This window comes from Nitrospira sp., assembly GCA_037045225.1.
Classification (GTDB): Bacteria; Nitrospirota; Nitrospiria; order Nitrospirales; family Nitrospiraceae; genus Nitrospira_A.
This window is the reverse complement of the sequence record JBAOHZ010000009.1, coordinates 3,734,724-3,751,792: the sequence shown is the minus strand read 5'-3', so window position 1 is coordinate 3,751,792 and position 17,069 is coordinate 3,734,724. Positions and strand designations below refer to the sequence as shown.

Here is a 17,069-nt window from a genome sequence, read left to right as displayed (position 1 = left end):
GCAGCTTTTAGGACACCGCGATATCAAAACGACGGCGAGGTACAGCCATCTGACGCCAGGGTTTATGCAGGAGACAGCGAGTAAGGGTAGTCTGTTTTCGAGCGTTGAAAGCCAGGCAGAAATGGGAACCGGGAGTAAAACCGGGAGTGGTCTAAGTAACCTTGGAGGGGCGGATTCACAACCTGTTGATTTTATGGTGCGCCCGGTTGGAATCGAACCAACGACCCTCAGCTTAGAAGGCTGATGCTCTATCCGACTGAGCTACGGGCGCACGTTGTTTTTCAATCACTTACGAGACGAGTACTCAACAGCACCCTCGCCTAGTGTTCCCGGCGTGTTCTCTTGGAGGTATCTGTGAACCTTTTGAGCCGCTTGAGTCAAGTCTCGCTCCTCAATCGCATTGTATCGTTTCCACATTTTCTCTGACTTATGGCCCACAATTTTCATAGCCGTTGCCGTGTCCACCCCTGCCCTTCTGAGGTTCGTCGAGGCACAGTGGCGCAGGTCGTGGAACCGGAAGTCTGTGATACCTGCCTCCCGGAGAGCGGTCTTGAATGATCGGCCAACCCGCTGAAGCGGTCGGCCTTTATACGTGAAGACGTGCCTTGTGGCAAGACTCCGTATCCGAGCAAGTCGCTGTAAAATCATTTTCACATCAGGAGTGATGGGAACCTGGCGCGCGGTCTTGGTCTTCGTGTCCAGGGAGCGGAGAGTGATAAATCCCCTCTTCACATCAACACGGTCCCACGTAAGTCCCACAATTTCGCTAAAACGTTGCCCAAGTTGATACGCGGTCAGCAGAACCGGCCCCAGATGCCCCTTGGCCGCACGATACAACCTCCCCCACTCCTCATCGGTCAACACACGATCCCGTTCATTGTGCGGGTTAGGCAGAGGAATTTTTGAGGCAGGATTGCTTTGGAGCAGCCCTCGGCGGATCGCGACGTTAAGGCAATGCTTGAGCGCTATGTGGTCATGATTGATGGTTTGAACACTAGCGGGTGCTCCATTCGACTTCTTTCGTTGAGACCTGAAGACCTCGATATCTTGTGGCTTAATTTCGGACAGCAGCTTCCCGCCGAAGAATGGGATCAGGTGCATCTCGACGCTGTGGGAACGACCGACAAAAGAACGAAGAGATTTCACTTCCTCAAGCGAAAGATAGGTCCGTGCCCACTCTTTGAAGAGTATCGGTTTCGCGCATTCGGTCGTCTCCTGTCCGAGAAGAATACGGGTCTTGATCGCCGCCTCCATTTCCTTGGCGATAGTCTTGTTAAGACATCCGACCTTCCAGCGTTTTTTCCTCGCTCCCGGCACGCCGCTCGCCAACACCAAGGACTTGCCGTCCTCACTGTCAATGACGCGGAACTCAACATAGTAGCTGTCGGGTCGTTTGGTCAGTCCCACGCTCTCTACTCCTGCTCCACAAGTAGCTGCCCAGAACCGAATCGTTCCCCGTTAGGCTTAGAGCCATCTGCTACAAACTTCTGCGTTTGAACACGCGCCTTGACCGTGTGTTGCTCAATCCATTTATCCAAATGTTCCTGCCTGAACTTAACCAGCCGTCCGACTTTCACGAACCCCAGCTTTCTAGCCGACACCCAGCCATAGAGAGTCAACTTGGATATGCCTAGATACTCCGATGCCTCATCCATTGTCAAAAGCTTGCTCATGATTCTCCCCGACTGAATTTCATAACAAATTTGAACAAGTTGTGTGTCCCGTATCTCCACAGGAATGGCTCAAATAATCCGGCCCCCAGTGGGTGCAGCTCGTGGCCATGGAGCAGCGGGACAAGCCTTCCCGGTTCCCTCCGTCCCGGTCTCCGCCCCTCCAGGCCTGCCCGCTGCGAGAGCCCCGTGCCGCCTCCTTCGTTACGCCCCACCCTTGGTTTGTGAAGGGTGGGGCTAGAACATAATGTCAGAAGGAGGCGGACATGTCCGTTGACGGTACTCTCGGTTCCTCGAACGGTGTACGGCCACTGAGCCCGAAATCGCGCTACGGAGTGCCTCGATACCGTGTGACCCTCGTGCGCGAGGGCCGTGCCATTCCGGCTGCGGAATCGGTCCACACATCGGAAGGCGCGGCGGCCATTCTCCGGCCCTTGTTCGCCGGATTGGACCGAGAGCAATTTCTGATCTGTGGGCTGGATGCGAAGAATGGTCTGATCGGCATCAATGTCGTGTCCACTGGTTCGCTGAATCTCACCATCGTCCATCCGCGTGAGGTCTTCAAGCCGCTCATCCTCATGAATGCCTGTGCTTGGCTCTGTTCCCATAATCACCCGTCCGGCGATATCACCCCCAGTCCAGAAGATCGCGTCTTGACCAAACGGCTGCGTGAGGCCGGCGAACTGTTCGGCATCACCCTCCTCGATCATCTGATTCTGGCCGATAAGCGCTACTACAGCTTTGCCGACCAGGGCTGGCCCGGTGCTTAGCGGAGCAACCGCAACACCCAGGCAGCCCCCGCCGCCACTAAGGCGAGCCCGATCGCGGCCGTCCCCCACGCGACCAGGTCGACCGCCAATGCTTGGCCGATGGTTTGAATCTGTTGCGCCGTCATACTCCCTCTCCCTAGTCATCATTCTCATGCTTGGTTTGTCGCTGGAAAGGAGGCAGGCTGCTGCCAGCCTGCCTCGATGGGCCTTCCTAGCCCACAATCGCGCGCACGCGCTTAAAGGCGTAGATCGCCAACGCCACGCCGATCAAGGCCGTGGCCCACAAGAGCAGATCGGCCCGCACCGTGGCCACATCCGCCGAAACCGGAAACAACTGTGCAAACGACAGGTCCGGGACACCCAGGGCGAACACAAACGCCATGAGCAAGCCCCCGAGCCCTTTGACCCAACCCCATCCCTTCATACGGCACCTCCTTGTGCTGTGGTGGTTCCGTCCACCCACGCCGCCGGAACCCTCGCCGACGGTCGAGCGCCTCAGTCACTCTGAGGCCGCATTAGTTCCGAGGCAGAATCAGTTTGATAATCAGCCCGACGGCAAAGCCGCCGAGCCAGAAAATGGCCGTGAAATAGGTCATCGCCTCAATCGCCGGCAGGTCCATAGAACACTCCTTCGCCGATCAATCGCATCGAGCCCTCCTCATAGACTTCCGAGACAGAGACCCCATACCGTCCGGTAATCTGGGCGGCAGTCAGGATCTCGCCGCTATCCAACAGATACCGCCAGCCTTGACGATCCTTGCTCATGCCTGCACCGCCGAGGATTCGAACGGGTCGCTTCGGTACAGCCGGAGTCGAAGGGGGTGTTGGAGCCAGACCCAAGGCGTTAACCAACATCGTGGAATTGGAAGGGACTGGCCCTGCCACCGTGCTCGGGAGAGGATTCACTCCAGCAGCAGATCCTGAGTTGGCAGAACCCAGCGACGACCAGGGCCGCCAGACCATGAGGCCGATGGCAAAGAGTCCCGCTGCAATGCCAATGGTGACCCGTGCCGACTTGAAGACCGTATGGCTGCGTTTCTCTTCCCGAATGGCTGCCGACGCATAACTCGAATAGTAGGCGTAGATCGCCGGTGAGTAGGTCCCGACAAAGGCCCGGATCACGTCGTGGTCTTCCGGATTCCCGCGCACCTTGCCTTGATATTTTTTCGACATGCCGACAAAGGCGAGTTTCCGAAACTTCACTGTCGCTTCGATGAGTCGCGTCACGCCTTGTGACATCTGTCTGAAATCCTGGCTCATGAGCAGAATATCGACACCGTAATGGCGATGGGTTTCGAGCCAACGGAGGAGTCCTGGTTCGACCTTCTGCATGGACCGAAAGACGGTCTGCGCTTCGTCGATGATGACGGCTGAACCGGGCTCGACATGTGGAAACGCCTGCAGGACTTCAACCGAGTCTTTCCAAATCGTAATTTGTTGTTCCAGAACAGACAGCTCAATACCGGTGAACAGAGACAGCCGATCCAAATAAATGCCATCCACCGCAATGTAGAGTCGTCGGCCTTGTTTGACCCAGGGCAGAAACTTCTCGCAGATCGCGTGATACGACTTCCCCGAGCCTGGCACGCCTTCATACAGTTCGATCATCGGAGACTCCTGAGATAGACCCAGATCCACAGCGCTAAAATCACCGTCCAGGCATAGGCCCATCCCATCACCAACTGGTTCATGAGCCCCACCGCACAAATGGAATCGTTTGCAGAATAAACCGGGTGCCCATGGCGCTCGCCAGGATGGCCAGCGCCTGACTCATGCCCGTCGCGCCCAGCACCCACGCATATTGATCCGGGATCACCGGCAGGGTGAGGCCTGCGGTGCCAATGGTGGCGAGCGTGCTGTCCGCCACAGAGAGCAACGAATCCCAGATCCCCAGACCCCAATCGGTGAGCGAGAAGAAGAACTCCTCCAGCCAGCAATAGATGAGGGTCAGAATCGCCGTCATGTCGTCTGGCCTCCACCCACAAAGATGATGCGATAGGCGGCAATCGAAGCCGTCGCAATGACCAGCGTTCGCAGCACGGTGAAGAACCAGGCCCACTGATTGAAGTCCACCTGCTGGTTGCCAAAGAAGGCCGAGGGCAGCGCAATCACTGGTAAGGTCGAGGGCCAAGTCAAAGACTTGAGGAGATTCAGCGTGCCAAGCAGGCCACTCGTGCCCCAGATGGACTGATGGGCTTGCAGGACCGTGCCGAATGTCCTGTTCTCATGCGAGCCGACCGCACAGGACGTAGTGGCTTGTGTTTCTTCCTGTTGCGTCGTCGAGCCGTCTGGGTTCTGCGTGGTGGTGGTGGTGGTCGTCGTCGTCTGCTGTTGCGTGGTCTGCTGGGGCGTACTGGCCGGTGGCGGCACATTGTCTGCCACAACAATATCGCCGGCAGGGACGGGCTTCGGCTTCACCGTCGTTGGCATCTCGCTCGGACTGACCGGTTGTGAGATCGTGTTGTCTGCCGGCTGCGTCGTGCCAGTGGTGCCGACCGGATTGGTGTGAGCCTCGACGGATTTCGGATCACTGGCCGGAAGGCCGGTCAGATAGTTGGCCACTTGCTGCTGCGTGGGAGCACCCACCGCATCCTGAGTCGGCGCCGTTGACCCTGGGGTGTCCTTGCGATGACAGACATAGAGACTCTGACCGCCCACTGCCGGACCATTGACGAACACGTTGCCGGGAAAATAGACGGCGGTGGCGACGCCCTGGAAGGGTCCCACCGCCCAATCATGGAGATAGGCAAAGTCCGAAGTACAGAGCGGCACATCGGTCGTGCTGAATTGAATGGTCGCAGAGGGATAGGTGGCATTGGCGGGCGTGTTGGAGCCCAGTTCCGGAAAGGTCTGGGTGCCGGCATTGGTACTCTCTACCTGCCAACCCCCAGGCGTGGACGCAGCGGTTTTAACGGCCGAGAGGTCGCTCTGTGAATAATACATTTGAGCCAGCACCAGACCGGCACTGACACCCAACGCCGCCCATCCGATCGGACCCGCCACCATACGCACCGCCATCGAGGCGGCCGAGGGAGCCAACGCCGCAGTCGCCACATGGGAGGCCAGCGCTGAGCGTTGCGCGGCCAGATAGGCAATGCGTTCAGCTTGGGCGACGACCCGCGCATACTGCGTGGTCTCCAGAGCAAGAGACTCGGCTGGTGCGAGACACAACGACATGAACAGGAACCAGACCAACCCGAGATAACTCATGAGAGACAAACATTTCATAACCGTCCGACTCCGAGACCGGTGAGGAAGGCCAGCAACAGGACCGCCACGAGTAGAATGGTGAGATCCACTGGCCTTCCTCCCTCTGCCGTTACTTCAGCACTTCCAAGGCCGACAGATCGAAGAACACCCGACCCGTCTGCTCGAACTTCCGCACTTCGATCGACGCGCGAGCCTGCTTGCCTTCGGCCTGCTTGCAGGCGTCAATCAATGGCATCTGATCCTCCGGAATACCCAACCGGAGAATCCCCGGATCTTTGCCCTTCACATAAAAATCCACCGATCTGTAGACCTTGCCTTCCCGGCTCCTCCGTTCCACATACCCCTGGACTGCACCCTCCGCTTTGACTTGCATCGTTGTCGCCTCCTTCCGCTGAGTGTTGAATCGGATCAGCCAAGCGCCTGATCCACACGCCCCGGCCTGGCCGGGCTTTGGACAGAAACTGAAATTCCGAATCACATTCCTGACAACTCACAAACAATGCGCCATTCACCCATTTGCAGGCCGCGCCATGCGCGCCACACCCAGGACAGCCGCGCCGCCAGGCCCCGTTATGAAAGCTTAAGGACATAGGGGGTACCTCTTCTTCGTTGCTTCAACAGGGCATAGTGCTTCTGATTCCATCGTTTCGTGCCTGCATAAATCATTTCCAACAGAAACTGATCCCCGCGACAGGCCACGATCACGGCGAGCATGGGACTGAGCGCGTTGGCGAACCAAGCGACGACATCATCCAGCCGCTGCTGCATCCGTTCGACCACCAGCCGGCAGCGCCTGAAGCCTTCGGTCAACGCTTCCCACCAGCTCACCAAGGGCGCCCGATATTTTTCATAGGATTCGGCCTCGCGCGTGGTCTCGCGAAAATCCACATAGGAGCGCAGGACACCGACCAAGAAGGCCCGCCAATCTTCAGCATCGAGTGTGAGTAACGCCTTCGCGCAGGCTTGCGCCCGGTCCTGTTTAAATTCCATTTCCCACCGGACGCCGTAGGAGGCCGCATCTTCCCGGCCACGACTCTGTAGTTCCAACCGCTTGTCATAGACCCGCAACATGCTTTGGCTTTCTCGACTCCCGAAATACAGCGTCTCTCCGGTTCGGATGCCCTGGCGATGATTGGAGGCTTGGATGACTTTGAACTGTTTGGACCGGCTCACGAGCTGTCCCGCTTCCACGGCTTGCCGGACGGTGTCGACTGCGACGGTGGCCTCCCGGTCATCCAGGGCCACATCAATGCGGGTCACATGGCCTTTTTGGGTAAAGATCCACTGCAAGACTGATTTGAGCTTGGTCTCGTCCCACTGGGAGACGATTCCGGCGGACAGATCCACATGCACTTCCTTCGGACTGCGAGGAGCACCCGTCCCCAGTTTCCCAACCCCGGTCTTGCCTTGCGTCATGAGCTGGGCGACGGGATAGCCGCGAAAGCCGGTCTCACTCTGGAACCAGTCGCCACCAATCATCGTGGTCACGTCTGCTACTTCAGCTTTCGGCAGCGTGAAGGCCAGCCAATCGATCGTCTGCGTGAATCCTCCGGAGCCTGTCATTTCTTCCCCCTTGGCTTGTTTGCGATAGACGCCCCCGTCTTACCAAGTCGGGGGCGGGTCGGCTGCGCGCGCCGTCGGCTGTCGCCGTCGGTCGCCCGCAGGCCGTCTCCTGCGCTGAGGACATCCGCACCATGTCTCTGCATGGCTTGGCGCACGAGGTCGAAATCGAAGAAGTACAATTTTCCCAGCCGCTCATACGGAATGTGGTCATTCCGACAGGCGCGTCGAATGGTCGTGATATGCACGTTCAATTTCATGGCGAGTTGTTTGCCGGTGAGTAACATGGTGCGACTCGGCTCCTTTCCAATGACCCTCTCGTGATACGGACAGTACGCGACACGGTGTCCCGTGGGAACTAGGCGTATGCACGCGTATGCATGCGTACGCGTGCTTTACGATGCGTACGTAGTCACCGCCTCGCATATTCCCTCACGCGCTCTGGCTCTCACGCGTGAGCCCGCATTGGACGCGACGGGGCCGATCAATGTGAAATAGCTAAGACCAATCGATTCGATAGGTCTGGGCTATGGATGCAATCGAATGAACACAAATGGAGAGGAACGAGAAGCAGACGGACGGAACGACGAGGAACCAGCGAGGAGCGGACAAGAAGGAAGATTCGGCCCTGATCCGTAATACTCAATGTGTAGGGCCAATCAGCACGGCTGAGAAACGAAGGGGCTCCGAAAATTCGAACCCTGTGGTACGTGCTAGCCTGGTTTCACCGAAGCCACCAAGTGGCGGCGAACCGGAGGAGCGAGGCGCTGAAGTGAACTCAACGGAATCACGGCGCGACGTGTACGGCGCCAGTGGACCTGGCGGCACTCAAAGGCGACAAGACGCTGGTGGAATTGGCCATGCGGTTCTGCTTCATCCCACCCCGTTCACCGGCTGTTCTACAAGTAGGCGAGACCGCACTGGTCGTTTGACGGTCAGACGCCCGACCAGGTGTACTCTAACCATCTAACAACACGACTGACGGCCACGTAGTCAGTAACTTGCGAGGCGCCACTGAATGAATGGAAACATGCTGTCCAAACAAGCGTGGCCGCTTCTCCCTTCTGGTCAAATTGCCATTGTCATCATATTGATAGGCGAAGTTCGCATCCAAGGCGAGTTGATTGCCGGTGTTCACCACGCTGCCATTTGTCGTCCGGTTCCCCACCGCATCATAGGCGAAGGCCTGGGGATCGAGCAGCAAGGGATGGCTGGCACTGGTGAGTCGATCCAGCTGATCGTAGGCGAAGCTCTGGTCTGACGGATCGACGTGGCCCACAGTCCGATTGCCGACCGGGTTGTAGACGTAGTCGGCCTTGTTGATGGGCATGCTGGTAGCCGTGAGCCGATGCAGGATGTTCGTGACCTGGCTCGCGGGATCGTAACTGAAGCCCATTGCCGGTTCAAACAATTGCGATTATGGCGCCCCCCTCGAACTGACAAGGTGGAAGGCATCACCATGGAATAGATACCCTTTACTCCTGTCAGGTAATTGGATTTCATATGCCAGAAAATCTTTCCCGTAGACACGCCCCATGACCGGAACCATTTGCCCTTTCGTGAGCACAGCAATTACTTTATTCGCGGGAAGTGTAGCCGGCGGATTGGTATATGTTTTGGGGCTAGACAAATTTAGGGGCAACGGATTTTCAAGCACATTCACATCTCCATCTATTTTGGCTAGCTCCGATCCTTGGCACCCTATGAGCATATGGACAGTAGTCAGCCAGAGAACAGCAAAGATACCCCATTCAATCGTTTTTCTCATCGCCATGTCATGAACCTATTTTGATTGAACAGGTTTGGTGGCCGCTCCGGGGTAAAAGATCGTGCCGCCTACGAGGCCAACCCCCGTCATGCTTTCATAGAGCTGCGCTGGTGTTAACACTTGACCAATGTCGTATCCCATCCAATTCAGACATCTCTGAACTGGCGCACCACAGTTGTTCGTCAGAAAGTTATACTCGGGTTGGTCACGCTTGAGACACTCATCCAGTGCCTTCTCTTGTTCGACAGTGAGGTTCAAATCTAACCCCAGCGAACTGCGGAACGAGTTCCTTTGATCAAACACCGGCGTAGGCTCGTTCGTCATCCCATTTGGCCCAAATGAATACGTTGTGCCATTGATATTGGTGGACACATGGCCAAACGATGAGGTGCCAATTCCAACCGGCGCCCAAATCACAACCTGCGCCTTTAACCCAAAGGGATCGAAGTGCAAAGTTGGATCTCCAAGCGCATACTCATAGTAGTTGTTACCTCCGACACGACCAATAGGATCACGTTGAGTGAATTTCCCAATCTGTGCATCATAGTACCGCGCCCGGTAGTAATAGAGCCCCGTCTCTTGATCGAATTCACGCCCGGTATACGTATACGGCTGGTCGACCGCACCCGGCGAGTCCAGAATGATGCCATACGCGTCGTAGCTGTAGCTTTTGGCGGTGGCTCCTGCCGAATCGGTGAGATCGGTCACGCTTCCCAGGCCGTCTTGGTGGTAGAAAAAGGTGGTCGCACCTTTGGTCACCGCAACCGGCTCGTCAATCCCTGGCCAATGCGTGTAGCGGGCTGGTAAGATGTTCGCGCCGTCGTAGATAAACCGCAGGATGGTGAAACAGGTCACCTGCCTTGTTCTCGCATCGCTGGACAACCAGTTTGTCCAGCCTGGGAGGATATCCTGGAGCAGAACTGTCACTTGATTGATGAAGGGGGCGGGGACTGAGGGATAGTCGATTTCTGTTTTCTTTTTGCTGCAATGGTAAATTGTCCGCCACTTCCTTCTTGACACTGAAACGTCAATGCTTTTGATCTGCAGGCCCACTCCACAGTAACTCCAAACCTTCTTACCTCTTCGGTAAAAGTGGGAAACATTACGGTTAGATCGATTGAACCCTGGATCACTTGACCTGGCGCGAGAGTATACGGAACATTCATGTAGTCTGCCATTGGTCCAAACTTTGACAATGGCGTGTGTGCTTTGTCTAACCGATATACCTTACTCACAAAAATCATTTCGTTGGGAGGGATCCACGGAAGATCCAAGTTCTGTATCGTCACTGTTCGATCAGATGAATTTTTCAATTGCATTCCTATCGCATACCGTCCGCTTCCTCTCTTCGGAAAGGAGACTGATAGGTCCAAGGAACTAGGATCCTGCGCATAAATGCGCACCGCCGAGACTGGCGCATAGAGAATGCTGAACAGGATTAACAATACAAGTTTCATAGTTTCCTGAAAACCTTGTTGTTAGTATCGATTCGGAAGTTCAAGAGTCCCTCACACGGACAATTGCCACGTCTTCCAGTAAGTTCCTTTTCCAGACATTCTTGCTCTATCAGGTACGCGCTAATTTCCGACTGCCTTCTGATGTCCTCGTCGAATAAGATCTGACCACCATTCTTCTCGTTTCGCTTCCCCTTTGTTCCGCTACACACTAGGGGTCTCCGCCTCAGGGCATCCTGCAAATGGAAACCTTCATGAGCGAAGAGGCATTCCGTGATTCCACATTCTTGAGAATTGTCGTCTTTGAAGTAGTCACTTATCCAGACCTCCGGGTTTCCATCCTGACAGATTATTGTACCCGCGGGGCCGCCAATCACCGATTCAGGCTTGCGATTAGAAGGATTCACGGCGTGAGATGGTGAGTTAGGAGCTAGGCCAGATGAGTCTGTACCATTGGGCGGGTTATTGCGCACGTATCGGTACAAGTTGATTCCTCCGTATAGCCCAATCGGATCTTTTTGAAGGAACCGGCCATTGCTCGGATCGTAGTAACGAGCGCGGTAGTAGTACAGCCCACTCTCTTGATCGAGCTCTCGGCCGGTATACCCGTAAGATTGGTCGAGGCTACCAGTTGCCTCAAGAATAGTTCCATAGCTGTCATAGACGTAAGCTTTTGCCACTACCCCTACTGAGTCAGTCAATTCTGTAACGGTGCCTACACCGTCTGCATGATAGAAAAATGTATTTCCTCCGTTTGTGACAGCGATAGGCTCATCGGCGGTTGGCCCATGGGTGTATCTCGACTGCAGGACATTGCTGCCGTCGTACTCCAGCAGAATATCTTCACCATCGTAGACATACCGCTTGGTCTGGTCGTTGGCGACTTTTTCAATCCGTCGCTCTAACCCGTCGTAGCGATAGCTGCTGGTCGTGATCGCCGTCGGATTGCCGGCGGCGAACTCCTGCACCTGCGTCAGCCGGTTCTCGGCATCGTAGGTGTACTGGCTGTAATTGCCCGTCGCGAGCAGCGTCTTTCTCGTCAGATTGCCATTGTCATCATATTGATACGCGAAGTTCGCATCCGCGGTGAGTTGATTGCCTTGGTTGACCACCGTCCCGCCTGTGGTTCGATTCCCCACCGCATCATAGGCAAAGGCCTGGGGATCCAGCAGCAAGGGATGGCTGGCGCTGGTCAGGCGATCCAGCTGATCATACCCGAAGGCCTGATTCCCTCTGCGATCCGTCAGACTCGTGCGATTGCCGACGGGGTTATAGACGTAGTCGGCCTTGTTGATCTGGGTGCTGGTGGCCGTGAGATGATGGCTGACGGCTGCAAAGCGCATCATACCTGAAGCCTTCTGCCATTTCGCCATCAGTTGCGGCGAAGTCCGACCGTATGTCCCATCATTTGGATAACCTCCACAAGAACACTTGTGCTTTTACCCGATGAATAGCCAATATCTCTCCATCCTTACAAGTGTAGTACTCATATTCTGACTTACCCTCCTTCGAGGAGAGAGTTAAAACATCCGGCCACCAACCGCGCGGTCCACTACTTGGGTAAGTGACATCTATTGTTGTCAGGCCTTGGCACGCATGAGAGATCGTGGATCGATCAACAATTCCATGGAAGGAAAGCCAAGTGCGATTATTCTCAATGTCATACTTAAGCCGAATATCCACAGCAGATTCTGGCACAAAAGCGGGTATCCACCCTCGTAAGATCGCACCTGCTTCGGCAGCCGCTTTCATATCTGGATAGTGAGACTCATTCGACTCAATCCAGTCGCAGCTAACTGGAAGCAGCGCCATCAACGTAACCAGCAATCTAACCATTCGTAAAGGCCTTCCCAACGACGAATCAATACTGTGGAGGCAACCCCGCGGGCCTAAATGGAGCGCATGACTGCTCACACGGCGTTCCAGGATTCATACTCCCCTGCTGACGACCATACCGATTTGCTTGCTGGTCCGCCGCACTGTCTTGAGGTGTGGATCGTGGTTCCCAGTAAGACTTTACATTCTGATCCCACCATTCGCGGGTATCACTAATGATACATGCTACAGCCTGACCTTCCACACCGCGTTGAGCCGCTTGGCAATTGGCTTTGCAATGGAAATACTTGTCCGCACCTTTCCACCAAGCTTGCCTCATATCGACATAGTTCGCTCCGAAGTCGCCAATGGCGCCAAAGAACTCGCCCCAGAAATTCAAGACTTCGCCCGGAGTTGCCAAATCGAACAATCCAAATGGATCTGTCAGGCGGGGTGGGTTGCTTCGAACATAATTATAGAAGTTAACATCACCACCGCCCAGCCCGATCGGATCCTTCTGCAAGAACCTCCCCGTCGCCGCATCGTAGTATCGGGCCCGGTAGTAGTAGAGCCCCGTCTCTGAATCCAACTCCCGCCCCGTATACGTATACGGCTGTTCCACGGACCCGGTTTGATCCACGATGGTGCCGTACGCATCGTAGCTGTAACTCTTGGCTGTGCCACCCGCGCTATCAGTCAGATCGGTGACGGACCCCAAGCCATCTTGGTGATAGAAAAAGGTGGTCGCACCTTTGGTCACCGCAACCGGCTCGTCAATCCCTGGCCCATGCGTATAGCGGGCCTGCAAGACATTCGCGCCGTCATATTCGAGCAGAATATCTTCGCCGTCGTAGATGTAGCGTTTCGTCTGCCCATTGGCGACTTTTTCAATCCGTCGCCCTAACCCGTCATAGCGATAGCTTGAGGTGGTGATCGCCGTGGGATTCCCGGCCGCAAACTCCTGCACCTGCGTCAGCCGATTCTCGGCATCATAGGTGTACTGGCTGTAGTTGCCCGTCGCGAGCAGCGTCTTTCTGGTCAGATTGCCATTGTCATCGTATTGATAGGCGAAGTTCGCGTCCGCCGTGAGTTGGTTCCCTTGGTTGACCACCGTCCCGCCAGTCGTTCTGTTCCCCACCGCATCATAGGCAAAAGCCTGCGGGTCCAGCAGTAAGGGATGGCTGGCGCTGGTGAGTCGATCCAGCTGATCATACCCGAAGGCCTGATTCCCTCTGCGATCCGTCAGACTCGTCCGATTGCCGACGGGGTTATAGACGTAGTCGGCTTTGTTGATGGGGGTGCTGGTGGCCGTGAGTTGATGCAGGATGTTCGTCACCTGGCTGGCGGGATCATATTGATAGGTCGTGCGTATCCCGTTCGGCAAGGTCATGGCGGTGCGTCGAGAGAGCGCATCGTAGGTCCAGTTGGCGACCGGCTGTTCTTGGCTCCGAGGGGCCTGCAGTTCGGCCAGGGTCCAGACTCGATCGGCCATGGTGATTTCATCCAATTGGCCGGTGAAGAGACTGGTGCCGCAGCCGCCGGTGCCGATCCGGAGACCGCCCGCCGGCAGTCCGGTGAGCACCGGCCCGCCATTCAGATAATTCCAATACCCCTCCAGCTGGCCATCCAGGTAGAGCCGTTGTTCGGAGCCAGCGCGTACCGCGGCGATCCGATGCCACTGCCCGTCATTGACCGGATGCGTCGTCGCCACGCCGGCACTCACGATCGTGGTCCCGTTGTATGGATCCGGGCCGCCAACGGAAAAGCCGACCGTGCCGTTGGCGTTCAGCTGCAGTTCCCACGCGGCGGCGCTGGCCGGTGTGGTGAGGGTACAGGTCAGCCGGTCGCTCATGATCGTCTCGCGGCGCGTCGAGGTGGTCTTGATCCACAGTTCAACGGTCGCTTGGTACCCGAGGCTGCCCACCGCGCTGGTGAACCCGATCTCGTCGTCGACGCCGTCGAACCGAAAGGCCTGGCCGGCGAAGCCCGCCGCGAAGCTCACCCCGTTGCGCAGGATCCCGGGATTGGTCCCCTGTTCATCCGCCCCTGAGCCTTCGCCCTTCCACCACGCCACCCGATTCGTGGTCGGCGGCGGCAGGCTCACGCCGTCGCCCAGGCCTGTCAGGCGATTCAGCCCGTCATAGTGATAGCTGATCGTCTTGGCCGCCTCGGCGAGGAGCAGTCGGTTGCCGGTCTGGTCATAGGCATAGCCCAGGGACACGGTCGGTTGGTTCGATGACCCCTCCGTCGTGACGCTCATCAGCCGGTTGGCCTGGTCGTAGCTCATGGCCAGCACGCTATCCGGATCGGTGACGCGGGTCAAGTTGCCGACCTGGTCGTAGAGGTAGCTGGTCACCTGACTGCCCGGCAAGGTTTTGCTGAGCAATTGGTTTACGGCATCGTAGGCGAACAGGATGTCGTCGCCCTTGGGGGTATGTCGGGCCGTGAGATTGTCGTTACCGTCGTACGCATAGGTCTCTACCTTGCCCAAGGGATCGGTGGTGCTCAGCAACCGGTTGCGGCTGTCGTAAACGAAGGTGGTGACTTGGTTCTTGGCATCGGTGACCGTGAGCAGATTGCCGTTGCCGTCATAGGCGTAGCGGGTGACGCCTGTGTTCGGATCGGTCACCTGCGTGAGGCGATTCTTCGCGTCATACTGGAAAGTCGTTATGCGATTGAGTGCATCTTTCGAGGTCGCCACATTGCCGACTGCGTCATAAGTCAGCGTGGTGGTGCGCGCGAGGGGGTCGGTCGTCGTAAGCAAACGACCCGTGGCGTCATAGGTAAAGACGGTGAGCTGGTTGAGGGCATCCTTCGTCGTGAGCAAGAGGCCCTGAGGATTGTACGTGAACGTCGTGACTTGATTGAGCGCATCGGTGATCGTGAGCGGATTGCCCTTGGCGTCATAGGCGATCTGGGTCAGGTTCCCCTTCGGATCGCGGATGCTGGTCACCTGGTTAAAGGTCGGCTCATAGGTGAAGGTGGTGGTGGCACTGATGGCCTGTTCGGTGCTGGTGAGCAGATTGCCCTTGGCATCATAGGTCATGCTCGTGACGGCACCGTTGGGTCGCGTGATCCGGGTCGGATTCCCGTTCACATCCCGCGTGATCGTGGTGACCCGGTTCAAGGCGTCGGTCTGCTTGAGGATCCGCCCCAAGGCATCGGTTTCAAAGCGCGTGGTCTGATTCTTCGCGTCGGTGAAGGCGGCTTGATTCGTCGTACTCGTACTCAGGGGCGCCGGCGTGGCGACCGTTCCCTGCCCCGCCGACAGATTCGGAACGGCCGTCCGTTGGCTGGAGGTCAGCACCCGTATGCGCAGCATACGTGTCATTACATTGTCTTGACGCTACAGAACTATTGAGTTATCTTTTACAGTAACGAGAGGTGACCTATGGCAGTCCGTACACTCCGTACTGAAAAACTAGACCTTCGGGTAAGCCCCTCAGCCAAGCGCACGCTGGAAGCTGCCGCCTCCGTCTCTAATCGCACAGTGAGCGCGTTTGTCCTTGAAAGTGCATTGGCTCGTGCAGATGAAGCATTGGCGGATCGCCGGGTGTTCCAATTGAGTAAAGCGAAATGGACTGAATTCTTGGCGGCGCTCGATGCCCCCACTCGTCCCCTCACTCGGATGCAGGATCTCTTGACGGAGCCTGGCTTCTTCGAAGCGCCCGCACCACCAAGCCTTAAAGCAAAACGTTGAATAGGCGTATCGAGAAACTTCAACAGCATCACCCAGTTGAAGCATTCGACTGTGGACGGGAAGCGCTCAATCTCTTTCTCCAAAAGTACGCACTACAGAACCAGCAGAGCGGAGGAGCGCAAACCTATGTGGGGTTGGCCGATCACACCGTTATCGGCTACTACGCTCTCGCTGTAGGGTCGGTGGAGCAACAGCATGCTCCAGAGCGAGTGAAGAAGGGACTGGGCAAACATTCCATTCCTATCATGTTGCTTGCACGGCTGGCTGTAGATCTCCGCTGGCAGAAACAAGGAGTTGGCGCCGCGCTCTTGAAAGATGCAACCCTGCGGACGCTTCAGGCGTCCGATATTGCCGGAATTCGTGCCTTGGTGGTCCACGCGAAAGATGAGAGCGCGAGGATGTTTTATGAGCGCTTCGATTTCCTCCCCTCGCCTAGCGATCCGCTACACCTTTTCGTTCTTCTCAAAGACATTCGGAAGATAAAGGCTGTGTCAAAGCCTTAGCACACTTCATAAAGGCAGGTGCCACCAGTGGCACCTGCATCTGTAACTCTATGTAATTTGAATGCACGCACTGTCACGATTTGCAACGCCGTTTCACGATAGCATCTTGATGTTCAAGCGATTTAGGCTCCCCTGAAAAGGCTGGTGTTCGGACTCTAGGCTTTGTCTCCCTATAGCGTCAGCCAATGAATGGCTAGATATAAACCCTACGTGTTCCGGGCGTGTTCAATCCACAGCAAAACTTGCATAAATTCACCTCATTTCACCTGAACAAAACGAAACAAAAAAACACTGCAATGCTGCTCTGGGAGCCATGTTCAGCAGTGCCAACAAGGATTTTCGTGGAAGTACTGGAAAGGCTTAGAAGGCTGATGCTCTATCCGACTGAGCTACGGGCGCGTCCAAACATTTTGCCTACTTGGAAGGATGGCCCTCCCAGATAACTTCCGGTACTGTTCCTGGCCGGTTCTCGGTGAGGTATTTCTGCACCTTTAGGGCGGCTTCCGTCAAGTCTCTTTCCTTGATTGAGTTGTACTGCTTCCACATCCTAGAGGGGGCTTCGAAAATTAGGACAGTGTGCCAAGTACTAGCCTGACTTCACCGAAGCCACCAGGTGGCG

18 protein-coding genes and 1 tRNA gene are annotated in these 17,069 nt (G+C 56.2%); 3 read left to right on the top strand and 16 right to left on the bottom strand.

Translation table 11 applies throughout. The features are described 5' to 3' along the window. Window positions 1–194: 194 nt before the first annotated feature. From V9G17_18555 to V9G17_18545, 3 genes are all read right to left on the bottom strand, one after another. Window positions 195–271 (bottom strand) — tRNA-Arg (locus V9G17_18555). A gap of 14 nt (window positions 272–285) precedes the next feature. Further along, window positions 286–1,329 (bottom strand): tyrosine-type recombinase/integrase, encoded by a 1,044-nt coding sequence (locus V9G17_18550; GenBank protein MEI2754597.1) that lies wholly within the window; start codon window positions 1,327–1,329, stop codon window positions 286–288. Window positions 1,330–1,412: 83 nt separating this feature from the next. Further along, window positions 1,413–1,673, bottom strand: coding sequence for a helix-turn-helix domain-containing protein (locus V9G17_18545; protein MEI2754596.1), 261 nt, complete (start codon window positions 1,671–1,673; stop codon window positions 1,413–1,415). Window positions 1,674–1,936: 263 nt separating this feature from the next. Between V9G17_18545 and V9G17_18540 the strand changes: the two genes are divergently transcribed. Beyond that, a complete protein-coding gene (locus V9G17_18540; protein ID MEI2754595.1) occupies window positions 1,937–2,440 on the top strand; it encodes a JAB domain-containing protein in 504 nt (167 codons plus the stop codon). On the opposite strand, the gene V9G17_18535 is transcribed toward V9G17_18540, so the two are convergent. The 13 genes from V9G17_18535 to V9G17_18475 form a co-directional block, all read right to left on the bottom strand. After that, window positions 2,437–2,565, bottom strand: a complete 129-nt coding sequence (locus V9G17_18535; GenBank protein MEI2754594.1) for a hypothetical protein — start codon at window positions 2,563–2,565, stop codon at window positions 2,437–2,439. The genes V9G17_18540 and V9G17_18535 overlap by 4 nt on opposite strands. A gap of 86 nt (window positions 2,566–2,651) precedes the next feature. Next, complete coding sequence (locus V9G17_18530) at window positions 2,652–2,864, bottom strand: hypothetical protein (protein MEI2754593.1); 213 nt, start codon at window positions 2,862–2,864, stop codon at window positions 2,652–2,654. 176 nt (window positions 2,865–3,040) lie between these two features. Further along, on the bottom strand, window positions 3,041–4,048 hold the full coding sequence (locus V9G17_18525; GenBank protein ID MEI2754592.1) for a zonular occludens toxin domain-containing protein: 1,008 nt from the start codon (window positions 4,046–4,048) through the stop codon (window positions 3,041–3,043). 79 nt (window positions 4,049–4,127) lie between these two features. After that, the gene (locus tag V9G17_18520; protein MEI2754591.1) at window positions 4,128–4,403 is read right to left on the bottom strand and encodes a DUF2523 family protein; all 276 of its coding nucleotides are present in this window, start codon (window positions 4,401–4,403) and stop codon (window positions 4,128–4,130) included. Continuing rightward, window positions 4,400–5,668: a hypothetical protein gene (locus V9G17_18515; protein ID MEI2754590.1), complete on the bottom strand. Its 1,269-nt coding sequence runs from the start codon at window positions 5,666–5,668 to the stop codon at window positions 4,400–4,402. Before V9G17_18515 ends, V9G17_18520 begins: the two co-directional genes overlap by 4 nt. Window positions 5,669–5,759: 91 nt before the next feature. Continuing rightward, complete coding sequence (locus V9G17_18510) at window positions 5,760–6,023, bottom strand: hypothetical protein (GenBank protein ID MEI2754589.1); 264 nt, start codon at window positions 6,021–6,023, stop codon at window positions 5,760–5,762. A gap of 197 nt (window positions 6,024–6,220) precedes the next feature. Then, window positions 6,221–7,213 (bottom strand): replication initiation factor domain-containing protein, encoded by a 993-nt coding sequence (locus V9G17_18505; GenBank protein MEI2754588.1) that lies wholly within the window; start codon window positions 7,211–7,213, stop codon window positions 6,221–6,223. After that, window positions 7,210–7,497 carry a hypothetical protein gene (locus V9G17_18500; protein MEI2754587.1) on the bottom strand — a complete coding sequence of 96 codons (288 nt, stop codon included), beginning with the start codon at window positions 7,495–7,497 and terminating at the stop codon, window positions 7,210–7,212. Before V9G17_18500 ends, V9G17_18505 begins: the two co-directional genes overlap by 4 nt. A 671-nt stretch (window positions 7,498–8,168) precedes the next feature. Continuing rightward, window positions 8,169–8,621: a hypothetical protein gene (locus V9G17_18495; GenBank protein ID MEI2754586.1), complete on the bottom strand. Its 453-nt coding sequence runs from the start codon at window positions 8,619–8,621 to the stop codon at window positions 8,169–8,171. 6 nt (window positions 8,622–8,627) lie between these two features. Beyond that, entirely contained in the window at window positions 8,628–8,984 is a 357-nt protein-coding gene (locus tag V9G17_18490) for a hypothetical protein (protein ID MEI2754585.1), read from the bottom strand. 9 nt (window positions 8,985–8,993) lie between these two features. Next, a complete protein-coding gene (locus tag V9G17_18485) occupies window positions 8,994–10,031 on the bottom strand; it encodes an RHS repeat-associated core domain-containing protein (protein MEI2754584.1) in 1,038 nt (345 codons plus the stop codon). A 400-nt stretch (window positions 10,032–10,431) separates the two neighbouring features. Next, the gene (locus V9G17_18480) at window positions 10,432–11,805 is read right to left on the bottom strand and encodes an RHS repeat-associated core domain-containing protein (protein ID MEI2754583.1); all 1,374 of its coding nucleotides are present in this window, start codon (window positions 11,803–11,805) and stop codon (window positions 10,432–10,434) included. Between the two features lie 488 nt (window positions 11,806–12,293). After that, window positions 12,294–15,569, bottom strand: coding sequence for an RHS repeat-associated core domain-containing protein (locus V9G17_18475; GenBank protein MEI2754582.1), 3,276 nt, complete (start codon window positions 15,567–15,569; stop codon window positions 12,294–12,296). A 69-nt stretch (window positions 15,570–15,638) separates the two neighbouring features. Here V9G17_18475 and V9G17_18470 point away from each other — a divergent pair, with 69 nt between their 5' ends. Together V9G17_18470 and V9G17_18465 are read left to right on the top strand one after the other, a co-directional pair. Continuing rightward, entirely contained in the window at window positions 15,639–15,947 is a 309-nt protein-coding gene (locus V9G17_18470; protein MEI2754581.1) for a DUF1778 domain-containing protein, read from the top strand. Next, complete coding sequence (locus V9G17_18465) at window positions 15,944–16,450, top strand: GNAT family N-acetyltransferase (GenBank protein MEI2754580.1); 507 nt, start codon at window positions 15,944–15,946, stop codon at window positions 16,448–16,450. Before V9G17_18470 ends, V9G17_18465 begins: the two co-directional genes overlap by 4 nt. The last annotated feature ends 619 nt before the right edge of the window (window positions 16,451–17,069 follow it).